Consider the following 16,985-nt stretch of genomic DNA (forward strand, 5'->3'; position numbering starts at 1 on the left):
CGTCATCGGCATGCTCGATGTGCGCCCGCAGGAAGACACCACCGTGCAGGTCCGCTCCCACGCCGTCGTCTACGCCATCACCGTGGGGCAGAGCCCCCGCCCGCACCGGATGTGCGTCTGCGGCGACCGACTCGCTGCGCGCCGCCTGTCTCGGGAAGGTTCGGCCACTCGGTCCGGGCGGCGGACGAGGTGGTCCGCCTGGTGGCCGAGACCCGCTAGCGAGCCGGATCGGGGGTGCGTCCCGACGCGGCCAGGACCCAGCCGGCGAACGCCTGGACACCGTCCACGACGGCCTCGAAGCGCGCGGAGTGGAACAGGTCGAACGAGTGCTGTGCGCCGGGCAGTTCGGCGTAGACCACGGCGCTGTCCGAGACGCGGCGCAGCCGGTCCACGAAGTACCGGGCGCCCTCGACGGTCGCCAGCGCGTCCTTGGTGCCGTGGGCGATGAGGATGGGCGGCGCGCCGGGGTTGAGGTAGGCGTACGGCTGGTTCGGGGAGGGCGGCACGTCGGGCTCCTCGCCGAAGAAGAAGCCGTAGTAGCCGTAGAGGCAGATCGCCGCGGTGACCGAGGTGTCGGCCGACTCGAATCCGGGCTGGTACTCCGGGTCGTTCGGGGTGAGCGCGCACATGGCCGCCATGTTGGAGCCGGCCGAGCTGCCCGCCACGAACAGCTTCGACGGATCGGCGCCGTACTCGGAGGCGTGCTCGCGAACCCAGGCGATGACCTTCTTGGCGTCGATCTGGTGGCCGGGGAAGTCGGTCTCGGGGCGCAGCCGGTAGTTGGCGCTGATGCACACCCAGCCCTGGGCGGCGAGCCGGTAGAGAAGGGGCCGTGCCTCGCGGCTCTTGGCTCCGCTGGTGAACCCGCCGCCGTGGAAGTAGATCAGGACCGGCCCGTTCTGCGGGGCGTCGCGGCGGCGGTAGACGTCGAGCAGATTGTGGCGGCCGGCGTCCCCGTAGCGGAGGTTGGCAATCCGTACCACGTCGAGGTTCCGCGTCAGGCGCCGCAGCAGCAGGAGGCGGGGCCGGGGCCGGCGGTGCGGCGGTTCGTGCACATGGTCCCGCCAGTCGGTCCCGAGCCCCTGATCGAGGGCGTGCTCGAGGGCCTGGCCCGCCCGCAGGCCGCGCCAGGCGGCCACGGCCATCACGGGGATGGTGGCGAGGGCGATCACGGCTATCACCTTGCTGGCCGTTGACTCCAGATCTCCTTGGCCGGCGGCCAAGGCCGTGGAGGCCAGCACGGCGAGCATGCCCATGAACGGCACCTCGTTGAGGACCATGCCGAACCAGAAGCTCAGGGTCGCCAGCGGTCGGGGTCGGCGCGGTGCGACGACGGCGAAGAAGGAGCACCAGGCAAGCAGCGCGGTCGAGGCCACGTATCCCATAGGCATGGCCGTGATCGTATCCGTTCAACTCCCGGAATATTCCCGGTATTTCCTGACCCACCGTTGTCATGTCATGGAGGTGGGACTTGTGGCTCCGGCATCCATATTCGGTACGAACAGGACACCGCCATCCCCGGACTGAGCGTCTCGGAGACGGCGTGGAGTGCGTTCACCGCTGACATCAGCAGCTGATCCGGAGCGGAAAACGGTGGCCCTCTCCGAGGCAGAGGGCCACCGTTTTCCGCAGCGGGTCGGCCGCCGGAGTTGCCGCGCCGCCGGACCGTCCCACTACGTCACGGTGCTCCGGATGCCGAGGGTGATGAGGACCGCTGACGTGGCCCTGGCGGCGGTTCGTTTGAAGCGGGGTCGGTGCAGCGCATGTGAGGCACGCACGATGAGAAGGGTCCAGGCGGTGAGCCAGAGTGCGATCAGTAGCGCGTGGGCGGTGGCCAACGTGAGGATTTGGCCGCCGAAGGGCTGACGGGGTGCGATGAACTGGGGGACCAGGGTCAAGTAGATGGCCGCCGCCTTCGGGTTGAGGACGTTGGCGAGCAACGCTTGGGTGAAGACGGAGTCCGGCCCCTTCGGCAGGCGTCGGCGGGCGGGGGCGGGTGCCGCGTTCGGTGTGGCGGAACGCCATGTCCATATGCCCAGGCCGATGAGGTAGACGGCGCCGACGAGCTTGACGGCGGCGAAGGCCACGCTGGAATGCATGACCAGGGCCGAGAGGCCCGCTACGGCGAGAGTGGCGTGGATGTACAGGCCGGTGACGGTGCCGAGGATGACGGGAAGAGCCTGGCCGCGGCCGCTGTCGGTGACGTGCTGGATCAGCAGGGCCAGGCTGGCTCCCGGGGTGGCGACCAAGGGGAGGACCGCCACCAGGAACCCGGCGACCGCGTAGGGATGGACCACGGTGCCTCCGGTTCGTGCGGGCGGGAGAGATCAGAGCACGACGCGGTAGTGAGTGGTCAGGCGCCGGTCGTCGTCCAGGACGTGGAAGGCGAGGCCGGGCGGCTGGTCGCGGTCTGCGGCTTCATCGCCCTCCCAGGGCATGCGCAGGGTCCAGGTGATGGCCGGTCCGACGATCACGGGACGCGCGGCGAAGGTCGAGGCGGCCGCGGTGTGGGCGTGGCCCGTGAGGACGGCGGCGACCTGCGGGTGCGCGTCGAGCAGGTCCGCCAGCTGTCCGGGCTCTTCGAGCATGCCGGAGTCGGGCAGCGGGTGATGGAGTTCGACCGGCGGCTGGTGGAAGGCGATCAGCGCCGCCCGGTCCCGCGGCAGCGCGGTGAGAGTGGTGTCGATCCAGGCCAGCGTCCGGGCGTCGAGGCGTCCTTCGTCGCGACCGGGGATGGTGGAGTCGCACATCAGGATGGTGGTGCCGGCGATGTGGTGGGCCCGGTTGACGGGTCCGGGGCCGGGGGCCTCCCCGAGCAGGGCCTTGCGGTAGGCCGGTCGCGCGTCGTGGTTCCCGGGGCACGTGAGCACGGGGAAGGGGGCGGTCAGGATCTGAGCCGCCTCCTCGTACTCGGCCTCCTCGCCGTGATCGGCGATGTCCCCGGTGACCAGGAGCGCGTCGACCGGGTGGGGGAGGGCTCGCACGTAGTCCATGACGCGGGTGGCGCGCAGGGTCGCCCTCTCGCTGCCGTCCAGGTGCAGGTCGCTGATGTGTGCCAGCAGCAGTGTCATTCCGCGGTCCCCTCCTATGGCGGGCTCAGCCGCCCTCCTGCGCCGGCAGGTGTCTCCACCACGTCGGCCTCTAACGGAAGTTTTTGATTTTCCGTTAGAGACTCTAGGGTGTGCGCAGGGATGTGATCAAGTGGCTGACGACCTGGCACCGAGAGGGAAGGAGATGCCTTGTGGACCGATGGCTGGCACTGGAACTGGCGAGCACGATTCGCCACGACGGAGAGGGTGGCGTCGCCGACGACCTCGCCACGGTCCAGGGAACGACGGACTGGATACGGAAGCAGGAGCATCTGCTGGCCGGACAGGTTCGGACCGGAGCGCTCGCGGCAGACGAAGACCTCCGGCTCGGGATCATCGAGCTCCGGCAGGCGGTCCGAGCCCTGTTCGCCCGGTTGGTCAGTCCCGCTCCCCCCAGCCCGGCGGACGCCCATCGCCTGATGACCGCCGACCAGGCGATGGACCGCCTCAACACGGCTGCCGCGCGGGAACCGGTCGCCCCGCAGCTGGACTGGCCCGCCGGCGGAGTCCCTGCCGCCCGACTGCTGTCCGCGGAAGAGGACCCGTACGTTCGACTTGTCGCGGCCCTGGCCCGAGCGGCCATCGACTTTCTCAGCGGCCCGCAGAGCACGCAGCTGCGATCGTGCACCGCGCCGCGCTGCGTGCGCTACTTCGTCAAGAGCCACGGTCGGCAGGAGTGGTGCAAGCCGTCATGCGGGAACCGCGCCCGAGCGGCACGCCACTACAGGCGCCGGCGAACGGAAGCCGACGGCGGGTCCACCCCGTCCTGATCGCCCGGGGGAGCCCGGTACTTCCCCGAGCGCCCGGCTGCGATCGAGCGGTCCGGCCCACGGCCACCGGCGCGGAGTCCTTCCTCGGCCTGGCCAGGGCGCTCGACGTGCCCGTGCCGTCCACCGTTCCGGACGAACCCGCCGGTCTCCTGGAGCACCTGGCACGGCCTCACCGGGAAGGACGTGCCGGATGACCTCGCCGACGCGTGCGCGGGCCGGCTGATCCAGGGCGACGCCCTGGTCGAGCGGGCCCACCGCGCAACGGCCGACCAGCTCGCCCGGGTGCTCCTGGTATGAGCGCGTGCCGCAGGTCAGATCCCCGGCCGGTAGCTCGCCCGTGGTCAGGTAGGCCGTGGCGACCTCGTCCGCGCAGGAACCGCCGTCCGGCGCGTAGAGGACGCCGTGTCCCTCGCCACCGGTGACGTACGCCCTGCGGTGGCCGGCGCCCCGGCTGCTGGGGCCCTCGTCGGCCGAGCGGCTTGCGCTGGCGGCCGAGCGGGAGCGGGCGCCCGCCGAACGCAACCGGCTGGCCCACGAGTTGCACGACTCGATCGGGCACACGCTGACGGCCGCCACGATCCAGGCGGCGGTCGCGGGCGAGGTGCCGTCTTCCACCGCGTTCTGCCGTTCGACTGAGTACGTCCCTGCGCGGCCGCCCGGGGCTCCGCAGCCCCCGCTCGCGAGGTCAGGGCACACGCCTCGCGGCCCGAGCGCTTCCGGCCCGCTCCTGGATGCCGCGTGCGGCCGCAGGGGGCGATCCCGCGTACGGGCCGACGCCGCTCGCGACGTTCGGCCCGAACGGGGCCCTCGTCACGCCGGTCGCCTTCTCCGCCACAGCAGGGTGACCGCGAAGACGCCCGCCAGAGAGGGAACCATCCCGGCCCAGCCCAGCTCCGGCGGCAGTCCGGTCGCGCCGGAGGTGTCCTTGATCAGCAACCCGGTCAGTCCGGCGCCGGCGCCGAGCACGAACATCGCGGTCGCGACGGAGGGGGCCCACCGCTTGCCCGCCTTGACGGCCCAGGCCGTCGTGAGCCAGGCAAGGACGCCGAGCGCCCCGATGACGGACGACACGACCAGGTAGGTGGTGACGGCCGAGTCGATCTGCTCCTGGGAGTAGTCGGGATAGCCGGCGCGGACGTGGTCGGCCAGCAGATGGGTGGTGGAGCGGTCGGCGTACGGGGCGATCGTCGCGAGGACGGTGAGGGCAAGGCCCACGTACACCGCTGCGAGTGGCCCTCGTGTGGGGAGTGGTTGATTCATCAGGGTGTGCTTCTCTCGTCGTTTCCCGAGCCGGGAGACCGCTGGGCCGTCGGGCCCGGGGGCGGGGGCATCGGTTCCGCCGTCACTTCGCCAGGGCCGCGTCGAGGAAGGCGAGGATCTCCGCCTGAGCGGCGTGGGCCTGCGGTTCGATGCCGGGCAGAGTGAGGAACGAGTGCTGTGCTCCCGGGTATTCGGAGAGCCGCACGGGAGTTCCTGCCTCGCGCAGCCGCTCCGCGTAGCGGCGGCCGTGGTCGGCGGCCGCGTCCCGGGTGGGCACCACCACGAGCGCCGGGGCGAGCCCGCTCAGGTCGTTCGCGTACAGCGGCGAGACCGCGCGGGCGTCGGCACCCGGCGGGACGGCGAGCCGCTGGAAGAACTGCAGTTGTGGCAGGACCCGGGTCGGGCTGTACGCGTACTCGGCCACCGAGGGGTAGTCGAACATCGTCTCGGTCATGTCGACGGCGGGGTTGACCAGCACCTGCGCCCTCAGCTCCAGCCCGGCCTCCCGGGCCCGGATGGCCGTCAGCGCGCTGATCAGCGCGCCGCAGCTCTCGCCGAAGACGGCCGCGCGCGCAGGGTCGGCGCCCCACTGTTCGGCGTGCCCCACCACGTGCCGGAGTACGTCCCAGCCGTCGTCGGCGGCGTCCGACAGCGGGCTGTCGGGAGCGAGGAGGCGGTGCTCGACGGAGACGACGAGGGCGGGCAGCCGCGCGGCGAGGTGGCTGTTGGTCCAGTCGCACTGCACCGCCGTGCCCACGAAGCTGCCTCCGTGGACATGGACCACGAGCGGCAGCGGGTCGGTCCGGGCCGCGGCGCCGTCGCCCCCCGTCGGGGCCGGCCGGTAGACCCGGACCGGTAGGTCGCGGCCGGGCAGTGCGACCTTCTGCCAGACGATCTCGGCGCCGGTGTCCGGCTCTCCCAGGACCGCCCGCGCCGCGCTGGAGGCCCGGAAGCGGTTCTCCGCGTCGCGGTAGGCGAGCAGTTCCTCGGTGGTGATCGCCGAGAAATCCGGCTCGGGCGGTCGTGCCGCGGTGGTGGTCTCGCTCATGTGTCCTTCTCCCCTCCCGGCCGCATACCGGGTGTGTCGTGTGACCGGACAGCCCAATGCCCTCATTATGCACGCGATGCGTGCATCAGCAAGCGCATAGACAAGCGCATAGCCAAGTGCATAGACAAGTGCATAGGTAAGTGCATGGGTTAGGGTGAGTACGGACGAGAGGGGCGAGATGACTGGCCGAAGACGATGGTCGACGGAGGAGATCCTGGACACGGCGGCGGAACTGCTGCGCACGAGCGACGCCGAGGCGTTCAGCGTGCGCAAACTCGCCGCAGTGCTCGGGACCGACTCCTCCAGCCTCTACCGGCACTTCCGCAACAAGACCGAACTGCTGCGCGCGGTTGCCGACCGCATCCTGCTGGCCGCCATGGACGGCTACCGCCCCGAGGGCGACTGGAAGCAGCGCGTCACGGCCCTGGCCCTGTGCCTGCGCGAGGCATTCGGCGAGCAGCCCCAACTCGCCGCGGTGTGGGGGCGCTATGCGTCCGGCGGCACCGGCTCCCGGTTGGTCATGGAGGAGCTGTTGCAGGCCCTGCGCTCGTCCGGCCTGCCCGACGAGGAGGTCCCGGTGCGATACCACCGCATCGCGATCCTCCTCGCCGCGCTGCTCGCCTCCGAGGCGGGTATCGGCACCATCACCCCCAAGGAGTACGAACAGGGCATGGAGCAGTTCCGCGTCGCGGTGCTCGGCGCCGACCCCGAACGCTTCCCCGCCCTGGCGCACTTCGCCCGCGACGTCCGCCCCCTCGGAGCGGACCGCCGCACCGCGTTCGAAGAAATCCTCGCCGCCCATCTGGCCCACATCGAGGCCCAGATCCCCTGAGGTGCCGGCTCACGAGTGCGACGCGGACCGCGCAGCTGCCGCCGGCCCGGTGCCGGGGGCCGGGCGGGCTTCACGGACACGGCCGGAAGAGGGGTCTGACGATGACGCCTGGTCAGCCCGCCACGACCTCCGTGTTCTGCCCCGCACTCAGCAGCCGACGCCCGTCGTCCTGCCTGCTCATCACGTACGGCGGGGCGCCCTCGCTCTCCTCGCCCGGGGCAGGAACGCGTCTGGGTCCTTGCGCTGCTGGGGGCGTTCGACGGCGGCGACGACCTCTCCTGGGGCTGAACCCAGCGACCGTCCACCGTGTCCTGACCCGCTGCAAACTTGCCCGCCTGGCCCACCTGGACCGGGCGACCGGCCGGGTGATCCGCCGCTATGAGCACGCCGCCCCGGCGACCTCGTCCACGTCGACATCAAGAAGCTCGGCAACATTCCCGACGGCGGCGGCCACAAGGCCCTCGGCCACCCGGGCCTCCAGCTGCCGGACCCGCTCGTCCGAATCAGCCGCTGGTGCGGCGTCGGCCGCCCGCGCCGGCATCTTTGCGGGCAACGCGGCAGCACCACGACGTTCGCGGTCCCGCAGCACCCACTCGCGCGGGGTGGCCCGGTTGACGCCCAGGTCAGCGGCGATTCTCTTGTACGTCGCTCCGGGCGTGGACTCGTACAGAGCCACAGCATCGGCCCGGAACTCGACCGAGTAGTCCTTCAGCGCCATCGGCGGTTTCTCGCTTCCTCCGGATCAATCAAGATCCAGTATCAGCGTGTCCACCAGACAGGGGCAGACCCCGACACACCGCGCTCAAGGGCCAACCACCCGCCGGCCGCGTCCCCCAACCTCACAGGGCAATACACCTAGGGCAGGCTGTTCGCGGACGCCTCCTGCGAGGTGGTGACCGCGTCCGGACCGGTGGAACGTCGCGGGGCCGGGGAACGGCCCGCGGGCGTGGACCTCGCCAGCCACAGGCCGGTGAACACGGCGGTGGCCAGTGTGATGGCGCCGGCCGCGACGAAGGCGCTGTCGAGGCCGGTCTCGAGGGAGGCGCCGCCGGATTGCCGGGTGCGGACGACGGCTCCGAGCACCGCCACACCGAGCACCGCACCGATCTGCCGGGTCGTGCTGCTGATGCCTGAGGCGAGGCCGCCTTCCTGCGGGCTGACTGCTTGGATGGCGGCTCCCGTCAGTGGGGGCAGGGTCAGGGCGAAGCCGGTGCCGACGACTCCCAGCCGCCACCACACGTTCCCGTAGCCGGTGTCGGCGTGCACCATGCCGAGCGCCAGCAGTCCCAGGCCGGCCAGGGCCAGGCCGGTGGTGACGACGATGCGGAAGCCGTACCGGGCGGCGAGCCGGCCCGCGTACGGGCTGACGATCACCATGGCGAGGGACATCGGCAGGGTCTGGAGTCCGGCGCGCAGGATCGAGCTGCCCTGGACGTACACGAAGAACTGGGAGAAGAAGAACGACGAGCCCATGAGCGCGAACCCGACCACGACCATGGCGGTGTTGGAGACCGTGAACAGGCGCTGCCCGAACAGCCGCAGCGGCAGCATCGGAGCGGAGCGGCGCGCTTCGACGGCGACGAAGGCGGCGAGGAGGGCCATCCCGGCGGCGAAGCTCCCCAGGATCAGCGGTGACGTCCAGCCGCGGGCACCACCCTCGATCAGCCCGTACGTCAGCGTCCCCACCCCCAGAACGGACAGTACCGTCCCCGGGACGTCGATCGCGGGGGCGTTCGGATTGCGGGTCTCCTCAAGGCTGTGCAGACCGGCCAGCAGGAGGACCACGCCGATGGGCAGATTGACCAGGAAGATGGCGGGCCAGCCGAAGGCGTCCGTCAGCGCGCCGCCGGCCACGGGGCCTGCGGCCAGGCCGATTCCGCTGAGCCCGGCCCACAGCCCGATCGCCTTGACGCGTTCCTGCGGCACGGGGTGGGCGGCGGCGAGCAGGGCGAGCGAGGCAGGGCTCAGCGCCGCGGCCCCGATGCCCTGCAGCACCCGGCCGGTGACCAGCCAGCCGAGCGAGGGCGCGAGGCTGCACAGCACGGACGCGGCGGTGAACACCGCCACGCCGGTCAGGTACACGCGCTTGCGCCCGAACCGGTCGGCGAAGACACCGCCGGACAGCAACAGCATCGCGACCAGCAGTACGTACGCGTCGACGATCCATTGCAGACCGGTCAGCTGGGTGTGCAGCCGGTGCTGCATGTCGGGCAGCGCCGCTCCGACGATCGTGTTGTCGAGCAGGACCATGAACTGGCCCAGACAGGTCACCGTGAGCAGCACGCCCCGGGGCGAACGACTGCCTACGGCCGCAGGCGGAGCTGCCATGGGGATTCCTCTCGATCGATGGTCGCCCCCGGTGGAACACCGGACGCCCTAACGCAGCCAGTGACTGCGTTAGGTGACTCTAAGGTGGGGTGCCTCGTAAACGCAAGTAATTACTGCGTTAAGGTGGTGGGATGAATGAGAAGGAGCGGGCCCGGCGGCCCGGCGGGCGCAGCGCCCGCGTCGGCGCGCAGGTGCACCAGGCCGTCACCGAACTGATCAGCGAGCGCGGCTACGGCCACTTCACCGTCGGCGAGGTAGCGGCCCGCGCGGGCGTGGCCGACAGCAGCATCTACCGCCGGTGGGGCGGTCTGGAGGCTCTGCTCAGCGACGTGGCGCTCACCCGCCTCAACGCTCGGTCGCCGATGCCCGACACCGGGAGCCTGGCCGGCGACCTGCGCACGTACGCGGCCCAAGTGGCCCGCGAGATCACCGGACCCGACGGTCCGGCGGTGCTGCACCTCGCCGTCGCGCTGGCCGGCAAGGGTCAACAGGGCCTGCGGGCTCGTGAAGACCTCCGCGCCGAACGCACCCGGCAACTGCAGTCCGTGCTCGACCGCGCCCGCGAACGCGGCGAGGACGTACCCGACGCGTTCGAGGTGCTGGACCACATCCTGGCCCCGATGTACATCCGCGTCCTGTTCGGCATGGGCCCGCTCACCCCGGAGTACGTCGACGGGCTGGTGGACCGGTTGCTGTGACCTCGGCCCGGTCCCCGCGAGCAGCCCTCATGGGTGGGTGGGCGCCACGTCCGGCTCATGCCGCGGTGCGGGGTCCCGCCGCCGGGGAAGCAGCAGCGGCGTGGCCAGGATGAGCAGCCCCGCGACCGTGAGGGCCGTGCGCGGACCGGTGACGTCGGCAAGCAGCCCGGCGAGCGCGGTGAGGACGGCGATGGACGCCTGCTGCCCGATCGACCAGGCCGTCAGAGTGCGGGCGATGAGATGTTTGGGGGTCTGTTCGAGCCGGTAGGTGGCGAGCACCGGGGTGTACAGGCTCATGTTGACGATGATCGCCAGCTCCACGGCCATCACGGTGACGAGGCCGACGACGCCGGGCCGGACGAAGACCAGGCCGATCAGCCAGATGGCGCGCAGGGTGCCGACGCTCCGGAAGACCCGGTCGCGGCCGAAGCGGGCGACGACCCGGCGGGCGAGCCGTGAGCCGATGAGGCCGCCGAGGCAGGGGGCGGCGAAGGCGAGGCCGTACTGCCAGGGCGGGAACCCGAGTTGGCGGAGCAGGAGCACGGCCAGCAGCGGCTCGGTGGCCATGATCAGACCGGCGACGAGGATCTGGTTGAGGTAGAGCGGCCGCAGAACGGGGTGGCCCATGATGTGCCGCCAGCCGCCGAGGAGCGCGCCCGCCCGGACCGGGCTCTCGCCGGCCGGTCGCGGCGCTTCCTCCCGGCCGCGGATCGCGGTGATGCCCAGCGCGGAGAGGAGGTAGCTGAGTGCGTCGGCCACGACGGTGGTGACCGGCCCGAACAGGCCGATCGCAGCCCCGCCGAGCGGTGGCCCGACCGCGATGGAGCTCCAGTTCGTGGACTCGAACCGCGCGTTGGCGACGAGCAGGTCGTCCGGCCGGACAAGGGCCTTGAGGTACGCGCCACTGGCCGCGCCGAACGCGATCTTCGCCGCGGCGATCACGGCCGACACCACCAGCAGCTGCCCGAACCCGAGCAGGCCGAAGGCGTACGCCACCGGGATCGACGCCATGGCCGCGAACCGGACCAGGTCCATCCCGATCATGACCGGACGCTTGCGCCGGAACTCCACCCACGGCGCGAGCGGCACCGCGATCAACGCACCCACGGCGGGCCCCACCGCGGACAGCGCGGACACCTCGGCGGGTCCGGCGTGCAGCACCAGTACGGCGATGAGCGGCAAGGCCCCGAACCCCAGCCCGGACCCGTACGCGCTCGCCGCGTACGCCGCCCACAGCCAGCCGAACCGTCGGCCCAGCGCTCTCCTGCCCACCACGCGCAACGCGCTCCTCGAAGCCTCACCTGCACAAACCACCATTGACCGAGGAGAGCTAAGTGGGCAGGAGAACAGCAGGTCAAACAACCAATACGCCGTCTGTCCACAACCATCCGTTGTTCACTAAGGTGGGTCGGCGTGGACCTCCAAGCAGTACGCACCTTCGTCGCCGTCGCGGAATCGGGCCAGTTCCAGAAGGCCGCCGCCGACCTGTCGATCACCCAGCAGGCCGTCTCCAAACGCATCGCCACGCTGGAGCACGCCCTCGGCGTGCGGCTGTTCACCCGCGCCCCCCGAGGCGCCGAACCCACCATCGACGGCCAGGCGTTCCTGCCCCACGCACGCGAGCTGCTGCGCGTCGCCGAACGTGCGCGCGCGTCCGTCCGCCCCGGCCGCCGTCCGCTGCGCGTCGACGTGATCGCCTCCCGTACCGCGCAGTCGAGCCTGATGCGGGGCTTCCACCGCGCGCACCCCGAGACCGACCTCGACGTGATGACGCTGTTCGACATCGACACGGCCGTCACCGCCATCCGCTCCGGTGCGATCGACGCGTCCTTCCGCGCCGTCGCCGCGCCCGGCCGGCTCCTTCCCGAGGACATCGAGTCCGTCCGGGTGCTCGACGAGCCGCTTCAACTCCTCGTCGGCCCCGCCCACGTGCTGGCGAACGCCCGGTCGGTGACCCTCGCTCAGCTCGTCGGGCACCGGATCTGGATGCCGGGCATCGCCCCCGGCACCGAGTGGGGCGCCTACTACGACGACCTCGTCGCCGAGTTCGGCCTCACCATCGAGGCGACCGGCCCCAACTTCGGCTCCGACGCGCTGCTCGACACCATCGCGGACACCCCCGCCCTGGCCACCTTCATGGGCGAGCACTCCCGCCTCATCTGGCCCGCCGGCCACGGCCTGCGCCGCATCCCGGTGACCGACCCGACGCCGGTCTACCCGCACTCGCTCCTCTGGCACCGCGACAACCCCCACCCGGCGCTGACCACCCTCCGCGCCCACCTCACCGCCACCACAGCCGGCCACGACGCCGCCGGGACGTGGGTGCCGGGCTGGGCGCTCCCGCGCTGAATGCCCCTCCCGCGCGGCCGGCCCGCCGCGTCACTCGGCGACGGCGCGGTCCGCGGGCCCGCGGACCGGGGCGGCGGCCTGGAGAAGGCGCTCCTCGGTGGCCGCGCGCCGGGCGTTGACGGCCAGGTGCATCGCCAGCGTCCGGACCCCGCCCAGGAAGCGGTTCGTCGGCACGAACCATTGGTGCTTCAGCCTGGCCATGCGCTGATGGGTGGTGATGAACGGCCGGAGCCGGGCCTCCCACGTGGCGAGTGCCGCGCCGAGGCTGTCGGGGTGCTCCTCAAGAGCGCGGCCCAGTTCCGCCCCGCCCCTCAGGGCGGCGGTGGTGCCCATGCCCGAGAACAGGTTCAGGCACCATGCCGCGTCACCGGCGAGCATGACCCGTCCTGAGCTCCACCGTTCCATCTTGACCTGGTGCACCGAGTCGAACAGGTAGTCGGGCGTGGTGGGCAGCGCATCCAGGACGTGCCGCACGGCGGGGTGGTCCATGTCCCCGAACACCGTGCGCAGACGCTCGGTGCGATCCCCGGTGAACTGCGCGTCGATGTCCTTGGTGCAGTAGGTCAGCAGCGCGGTGGGCGGCCGGTCCGCCAGGCCGAAGACCCACACCGCCCGCCCGGCTCGTGCGCTGATGAGACTGTCCTGCGCCCCGAAGGACGGTGCCTGCCCGGGCAGCGGAAAGGCGCAGATCATCGCGTTCCAGGTGGTCATGAAGCGCTCGTGAGGGCCGAAGACGAGCCGCCGTACGGTGGAGCGCAGCCCGTCCGCGCCGATGACCAGGTCGAAGGTTTCGCGGGAGCGGCGGCCGGTGGAGGCGTCGTTCAGCAGTACCTCCACCGCGCTGTCCCGTTCGGTGATCTCCAGCGGGGAGGTGCCGAAGCGCACCTCGATGCCGTCGTCGCCGCCCGGTCGTATCCGGTGCCACAGCGCCGCCTCGACGTCGCCCCGGACCATCGCCGTGGGGTGGCCCGGCAGGTCGAGCCAGCCCGGGGCGGGCCGGCGGTGGCCCCGGCGGTTCAGCGACCAGGTCGAGCCGGCCTCGGGACTGCGGGTGTGCAGGTGGTCCAGGCCGAGGCCGGCGGCCGCTTCCATGCCGTCGGGCATCAGGTTGATGAAGTAGCCGCCGGTACGGCGCCCGGGCGCCCGCTCGACGATCACCGGGGTCCATCCGGCCCGGCGAAGCCCGATGGCCGCGGACATGCCCGCGATGCCTAGGCCCACGATCAACGCACGTTTCTGCATGACACGTTCCTTGCTCGGGCCGGATGCCCGCTGAGGGGGACTACGGGACGAAGACGAGGCGCTCGTCGGTCCGGTGGTCGTTCCACGCCTGCGCGATTGCGGCCTGCGGCACGGCCCGTGCCCGGACATCGATGGCACCCTCGGCCACCGCCGCTGCCAGCTCCGGCAGTTCGGCGATGAAGTCGCGGGAGGAGACCGATCCGATGCCGCTGCCCACGATCTGCAGTCGGGCCGCACGCAGCGCCGCGGACGGGATCGGAGCGGACGCGCCCGCCATGGAGCCGATCTGCACCCAGGTCAGCGGCGCGGAGCGGTCGGCGCGCGCGGTGAGGAGGGGAAGCATGGCGCCTGCGGCGGGCTCGCCCCACACGAAGTCGAGGACGACGTCGACGTCGGCCGCGGCGGCGATCTCGTCGAAGGTGAGCACGCGGTCCGCGCCGAGTGCGGGCAGCGCCTTCAGCCGGGTGGTGTCGCGGCCGGCGGCGAAGACCTGGGCGGCGCCGAACCGCTTGGCGACCTGGATGGCCATGCGTCCGGCGCTGCCGGTGGCGCCGAGGATGAGGACGCGCTGCCCCTCGCGGAAGTCGATGCGGCGGCGCAGCGCGACCCAGGAGGACATGCCCGGGTTCATCGCGGCGGCGATCCGGACCGGGTCCACGGTGTCGGGCAGGACGACGCTGCGGCGTACGTCGATCACGGTGCGCTCGGCGAAGGTGCCCAGGTTCGTGTCGTCCAGGACCGCGTAACGCAGGCGTCCCGAGGGGTCGCGTACGACACCGTCGACGCCGGGCACGATCGGGAAGACGCCGGTCGCCGAGTAATGGGTGCCGTCCGCCTTCGCCCGCGTGAGGTGGTGCAGGCCCGCCGCGAGGACGTCCACGACCATCTCGTGCTCGCCCTGCGCCACGGGTTCGGGGTGCTCGGCGTAGGCGGGCGGGGTGCCGTACGCCGTGATGACTGCTGCATGCATGAGGAACTCCCTGGCTGGTTTGGTTTGCATTACCAATCAACACCAGAGTTGTTTGTAATGCCAACAATGTCAAGTAGGGTGAGGGGCATGGCCCCCGACGACTCCACCGACGCCATGCTGGACGGCCTGGTCCGCAGCGCCTTCCAGATCATGGGCGTACTCACCCGCATCGGCGCCGAGCACGACCTCTCCCTCACCCAGCTGCGCGTGCTCGGCATCGTGCGCGACCGGCAGCCCCGCATGAGCGACCTGGCGGCTTTCCTCGGCCTGGACAAGTCGACCCTGTCCGGCCTCATCGCCCGGGCCGAACGCCGTGGCCTGCTGGCACGCGGCGCCAGCCCCGAGGACAAGCGCGCCGTGATCGTCCTGATCACCGACGCGGGACGCGAACTCACCGAGCGGCTGAACGAGGAAGTGCGTGACGCCCTGGCACCGGCCACCGGCCGGCTCGAACCGCACCAACGCCACCAGCTCGCGCAGCTCCTGGAGCCCGTCCTCTCCCCGCCCCTGCCGCCCGCGCCCCGGCGCCACGCTCACTGAGCGGACGAGTTCACCGCCGCCGGGCCGGGGCCGGGCCGGAGCCGTACGCCACGCGCTCCCGGGCAGCGGGCCGTGGGTGGCCACCGGAACGCGGCACCTGACGCACCGGCCCCGTCACAGGGGGCCGGTCACGGCGGTGCGGGCCGGGTGCCGGGGGCCGAGGAAGACCACGATGCCGGTGCCGTCGGCGGCGGGCCGAGCGGCCTGGACCCAGCCCAGATGCCGGTAGAAGCCGATCGCGTCACGGGCCCGGGCGGAGGTCAGCAGCCAGCACCGGCCCTCGGGGGCATTCGTGGTGACCGCGTCCAGGAGGGCCGCGCCCACTCCCTGCCCGCGGGCCGCCGTGGCGAGGGCCAGCTCGTCGACCTGGCGGCTCCCGCACAGCCATTCCGCCGTACGGTCGGTCCCGAGGGCTGCCGCGACCCGGGGGTAGGAGCGGTCGGCGGGGAACGGCGTGGGCGTGGTCCAGGCGGTGGCCAGCCCGACCGGGCGGCCGTCCTGGAACGCGCCGGCCGCCGAGAAGCCGTACCGGGTGGCATCGCCGGCCAGCCGGCGGATGAATCCGTCCGCCGCCGGGGCGTCCTCGAACCAGGGCGGCCCCGCGAACGCCTCCGCGTACACGCGGCGCACGTCATCCTGCCGGGCGAGGAGTTCGGCGCCGGACAGGCGGCGTATCACCGCGCCGCTCATGCGGCGGCCCGCGCGGACGCGGTGACCGGGTGCAGGGCGGCGTACTCCAGTGGCGCCGACGGGTCGATGGACACGTTCAGCTGCGCCGGGTCGGCGCCGGCCCGGACGAGGAGGTCGCCGACGGCGGCGATCATCGCCCCGTTGTCGGTGCACAGGGTCAGGGGCGGCACCCGCAGTTCGACCCCTGCGGCCGCGCACCGCTCCTCGGCCAGGGCCCTGACCCGGGAGTTCGCCGCGACACCGCCGACCACGACCAGGGTGTGGACCTCGTACTGGCGGCAGGCGGCCAGCGCCTTGCGCGTCAGGACGTCCGCGACGGCCTCCTGGAGCGAGGCGGCGCCGTCGGCCAGCGGGATGTCCTCGCCCTGCCGGCGGTGCTGCTCGGCCCAGCGGGCGGCGGCCGTCTTCAGCCCGGAGAAGGAGAACGCGTACGGGTCGTCCTTCGCCCCCATGAGCGGACGCGGAAAGGCGACGGCGCGGGGGTCGCCCTCACGGGCGGCGCGGTCGATGGCCGGTCCACCCGGATAGGGGAGGCCGAAGACACGGGCCGCCTTGTCGAAGCACTCGCCCGCGGCGTCGTCCACGGTGTCGCCCAGGTGCAGGATCGGATCGCGCACGAGGTCGCGCACCAGCAGCAGCGAGGTGTGGCCGCCCGAGACGATGAGCACCATGCACGGGTCGGGCAGCGGCCCGTGCTCCAGGGTGTCGGCGGCCACGTGCCCGGCCAGATGGTGCACCCCGTACAGCGGTACCCCCGCCGCGTAGGCCAGGGCCTTCGCGCCGGCCAGCCCGACCTGGAGGGCGCCGGACAGACCGGGCCCGGTGGTCACCGCGACGGCGTCGAGATCCCGCAGGCCGAGCCCGGCCCGGCCAAGGGCCTCCCTGACGACGGGGGCGAACGCCTGGAGGTGGGCGCGGGCGGCGATCTCCGGGACCACACCGCCGAACCGGGCGTGCTCGTCCATGCTCGACGCCACGACGTGCGCGAGCAGCCGGCCGCCCGACACGATCCCGGCTCCTGTCTCGTCACACGACGATTCGATACCCAGCACCACCGGCAGCCCCACGACACCCACCCCTCGCACATCGTTCGTTACTGCAAACTATATGCAATAAGGTGCCGCCGCAGGGAGCCGACCGATCCGCCGCTTCCCGGGCACCGCCGGCCC

General features: G+C 72.1%; 16 protein-coding genes and 6 pseudogenes. 8 read left to right on the plus strand and 14 right to left on the minus strand.

Annotated elements, in window-relative coordinates; translation table 11 throughout:
- Positions 1 to 215: 215 nt before the first annotated feature.
- From E6P78_RS11225 to E6P78_RS11235, 3 genes are all read right to left on the minus strand, one after another.
- Positions 216 to 1,391, minus strand: coding sequence for an alpha/beta hydrolase (locus E6P78_RS11225; RefSeq protein WP_136203403.1), 1,176 nt, complete (start codon positions 1,389 to 1,391; stop codon positions 216 to 218).
- A gap of 282 nt (positions 1,392 to 1,673) precedes the next feature.
- Entirely contained in the window at positions 1,674 to 2,297 is a 624-nt protein-coding gene (locus tag E6P78_RS11230) for a LysE family translocator (protein WP_136203404.1), read from the minus strand.
- 30 nt (positions 2,298 to 2,327) lie between these two features.
- Positions 2,328 to 3,071, minus strand: a complete 744-nt coding sequence (locus tag E6P78_RS11235; RefSeq protein WP_136203405.1) for a metallophosphoesterase — start codon at positions 3,069 to 3,071, stop codon at positions 2,328 to 2,330.
- A gap of 170 nt (positions 3,072 to 3,241) precedes the next feature.
- On the opposite strand from E6P78_RS11235, the gene E6P78_RS11240 reads away from it, so the two are divergent.
- Together E6P78_RS11240 and E6P78_RS11245 are read left to right on the plus strand one after the other, a co-directional pair.
- Positions 3,242 to 3,859, plus strand: a complete 618-nt coding sequence (locus E6P78_RS11240) for a CGNR zinc finger domain-containing protein (protein ID WP_136203406.1) — start codon at positions 3,242 to 3,244, stop codon at positions 3,857 to 3,859.
- 56 nt (positions 3,860 to 3,915) lie between these two features.
- Positions 3,916 to 4,144 (plus strand): annotated as a pseudogene (locus tag E6P78_RS11245) (hypothetical protein); the annotation flags it as partial.
- A 21-nt stretch (positions 4,145 to 4,165) separates the two neighbouring features.
- On the opposite strand, the pseudogene E6P78_RS33340 reads toward E6P78_RS11245, so the two are convergent.
- Positions 4,166 to 4,282 (minus strand): annotated as a pseudogene (locus tag E6P78_RS33340) (alpha/beta hydrolase); the annotation flags it as partial.
- Positions 4,283 to 4,301: 19 nt separating this feature from the next.
- Between E6P78_RS33340 and E6P78_RS33345 the strand changes: the two are divergent.
- Positions 4,302 to 4,460: pseudogene (locus E6P78_RS33345) on the plus strand (histidine kinase); the annotation flags it as partial.
- A 209-nt stretch (positions 4,461 to 4,669) separates the two neighbouring features.
- On the opposite strand, the gene E6P78_RS33040 reads toward E6P78_RS33345, so the two are convergent.
- Both E6P78_RS33040 and E6P78_RS11265 read right to left on the minus strand, forming a co-directional pair.
- A complete protein-coding gene (locus tag E6P78_RS33040) occupies positions 4,670 to 5,119 on the minus strand; it encodes a hypothetical protein (RefSeq protein ID WP_240799140.1) in 450 nt (149 codons plus the stop codon).
- A gap of 82 nt (positions 5,120 to 5,201) precedes the next feature.
- Positions 5,202 to 6,167, minus strand: a complete 966-nt coding sequence (locus E6P78_RS11265) for an alpha/beta hydrolase (protein WP_136203407.1) — start codon at positions 6,165 to 6,167, stop codon at positions 5,202 to 5,204.
- A gap of 178 nt (positions 6,168 to 6,345) precedes the next feature.
- On the opposite strand from E6P78_RS11265, the gene E6P78_RS11270 reads away from it, so the two are divergent.
- Positions 6,346 to 6,999 (plus strand): helix-turn-helix domain-containing protein, encoded by a 654-nt coding sequence (locus tag E6P78_RS11270; protein ID WP_136203408.1) that lies wholly within the window; start codon positions 6,346 to 6,348, stop codon positions 6,997 to 6,999.
- Positions 7,000 to 7,111: 112 nt separating this feature from the next.
- Here the strand turns inward: E6P78_RS11270 and E6P78_RS33350 are convergent.
- A pseudogene (locus E6P78_RS33350) lies at positions 7,112 to 7,231 on the minus strand (DUF4440 domain-containing protein); the annotation flags it as partial.
- 43 nt (positions 7,232 to 7,274) lie between these two features.
- Between E6P78_RS33350 and E6P78_RS33355 the strand changes: the two are divergent.
- Positions 7,275 to 7,465: pseudogene (locus E6P78_RS33355) on the plus strand (IS481 family transposase); the annotation flags it as partial.
- Positions 7,466 to 7,522: 57 nt separating this feature from the next.
- Here the strand turns inward: E6P78_RS33355 and E6P78_RS33360 are convergent.
- Positions 7,523 to 7,717: pseudogene (locus E6P78_RS33360) on the minus strand (transposase); the annotation flags it as partial.
- 137 nt (positions 7,718 to 7,854) lie between these two features.
- Positions 7,855 to 9,327, minus strand: a complete 1,473-nt coding sequence (locus E6P78_RS11285; protein ID WP_136203410.1) for an MFS transporter — start codon at positions 9,325 to 9,327, stop codon at positions 7,855 to 7,857.
- A gap of 131 nt (positions 9,328 to 9,458) precedes the next feature.
- On the opposite strand from E6P78_RS11285, the gene E6P78_RS11290 reads away from it, so the two are divergent.
- Positions 9,459 to 10,025, plus strand: a complete 567-nt coding sequence (locus tag E6P78_RS11290; protein WP_136203411.1) for a TetR/AcrR family transcriptional regulator — start codon at positions 9,459 to 9,461, stop codon at positions 10,023 to 10,025.
- Between the two features lie 27 nt (positions 10,026 to 10,052).
- Here the strand turns inward: E6P78_RS11290 and E6P78_RS11295 are convergent, their stop codons facing one another.
- A complete protein-coding gene (locus E6P78_RS11295) occupies positions 10,053 to 11,300 on the minus strand; it encodes an MFS transporter (protein ID WP_206307785.1) in 1,248 nt (415 codons plus the stop codon).
- 138 nt (positions 11,301 to 11,438) lie between these two features.
- Here E6P78_RS11295 and E6P78_RS11300 point away from each other — a divergent pair, with 138 nt between their 5' ends.
- Positions 11,439 to 12,374 (plus strand): LysR family transcriptional regulator, encoded by a 936-nt coding sequence (locus tag E6P78_RS11300; RefSeq protein ID WP_136203412.1) that lies wholly within the window; start codon positions 11,439 to 11,441, stop codon positions 12,372 to 12,374.
- Between the two features lie 30 nt (positions 12,375 to 12,404).
- Here the strand turns inward: E6P78_RS11300 and E6P78_RS11305 are convergent, their stop codons facing one another.
- The gene (locus tag E6P78_RS11305) at positions 12,405 to 13,616 is read right to left on the minus strand and encodes an FAD-dependent monooxygenase (protein WP_136203413.1); all 1,212 of its coding nucleotides are present in this window, start codon (positions 13,614 to 13,616) and stop codon (positions 12,405 to 12,407) included.
- Between the two features lie 40 nt (positions 13,617 to 13,656).
- On the minus strand, positions 13,657 to 14,586 hold the full coding sequence (locus tag E6P78_RS11310) for a zinc-binding alcohol dehydrogenase family protein (RefSeq protein ID WP_136203414.1): 930 nt from the start codon (positions 14,584 to 14,586) through the stop codon (positions 13,657 to 13,659).
- Between the two features lie 87 nt (positions 14,587 to 14,673).
- Here E6P78_RS11310 and E6P78_RS11315 point away from each other — a divergent pair, with 87 nt between their 5' ends.
- Positions 14,674 to 15,126, plus strand: coding sequence for a MarR family transcriptional regulator (locus E6P78_RS11315; protein WP_136203415.1), 453 nt, complete (start codon positions 14,674 to 14,676; stop codon positions 15,124 to 15,126).
- Positions 15,127 to 15,240: 114 nt separating this feature from the next.
- Here the strand turns inward: E6P78_RS11315 and E6P78_RS11320 are convergent, their stop codons facing one another.
- Both E6P78_RS11320 and tsaD read right to left on the minus strand, forming a co-directional pair.
- The gene (locus E6P78_RS11320; protein WP_136203416.1) at positions 15,241 to 15,816 is read right to left on the minus strand and encodes a GNAT family N-acetyltransferase; all 576 of its coding nucleotides are present in this window, start codon (positions 15,814 to 15,816) and stop codon (positions 15,241 to 15,243) included.
- Positions 15,813 to 16,871: a tRNA (adenosine(37)-N6)-threonylcarbamoyltransferase complex transferase subunit TsaD gene (gene tsaD, locus E6P78_RS11325; protein ID WP_136203542.1), complete on the minus strand. Its 1,059-nt coding sequence runs from the start codon at positions 16,869 to 16,871 to the stop codon at positions 15,813 to 15,815. Before tsaD ends, E6P78_RS11320 begins: the two co-directional genes overlap by 4 nt.
- Between the last annotated feature and the right edge of the window lie 114 nt (positions 16,872 to 16,985).

This window comes from Streptomyces sp. A0958, from assembly GCF_004795035.1.
Taxonomy (GTDB): Bacteria; Actinomycetota; Actinomycetes; order Streptomycetales; family Streptomycetaceae; genus Streptomyces.

Bases quoted from the DNA above. Each gene is read 5' to 3' on its own strand.
- E6P78_RS11265 (WP_136203407.1), bottom strand. From the start codon at position 6,167: ATGAGCGAGACCACCACCGCGGCACGACCGCCCGAGCCGGATTTCTCG.
- E6P78_RS11225 (WP_136203403.1), bottom strand. From the start codon at position 1,391: ATGCCTATGGGATACGTGGCCTCGACCGCGCTGCTTGCCTGGTGCTCC.
- E6P78_RS11290 (WP_136203411.1), top strand. From the start codon at position 9,459: ATGAATGAGAAGGAGCGGGCCCGGCGGCCCGGCGGGCGCAGCGCCCGC.
- E6P78_RS11285 (WP_136203410.1), bottom strand. From the start codon at position 9,327: ATGGCAGCTCCGCCTGCGGCCGTAGGCAGTCGTTCGCCCCGGGGCGTG.
- E6P78_RS11320 (WP_136203416.1), bottom strand. From the start codon at position 15,816: ATGAGCGGCGCGGTGATACGCCGCCTGTCCGGCGCCGAACTCCTCGCC.
- E6P78_RS11270 (WP_136203408.1), top strand. From the start codon at position 6,346: ATGACTGGCCGAAGACGATGGTCGACGGAGGAGATCCTGGACACGGCG.
- E6P78_RS11235 (WP_136203405.1), bottom strand. From the start codon at position 3,071: ATGACACTGCTGCTGGCACACATCAGCGACCTGCACCTGGACGGCAGC.
- E6P78_RS11310 (WP_136203414.1), bottom strand. From the start codon at position 14,586: ATGCATGCAGCAGTCATCACGGCGTACGGCACCCCGCCCGCCTACGCC.
- E6P78_RS11315 (WP_136203415.1), top strand. From the start codon at position 14,674: ATGGCCCCCGACGACTCCACCGACGCCATGCTGGACGGCCTGGTCCGC.
- E6P78_RS11305 (WP_136203413.1), bottom strand. From the start codon at position 13,616: ATGCAGAAACGTGCGTTGATCGTGGGCCTAGGCATCGCGGGCATGTCC.
- E6P78_RS33040 (WP_240799140.1), bottom strand. From the start codon at position 5,119: ATGAATCAACCACTCCCCACACGAGGGCCACTCGCAGCGGTGTACGTG.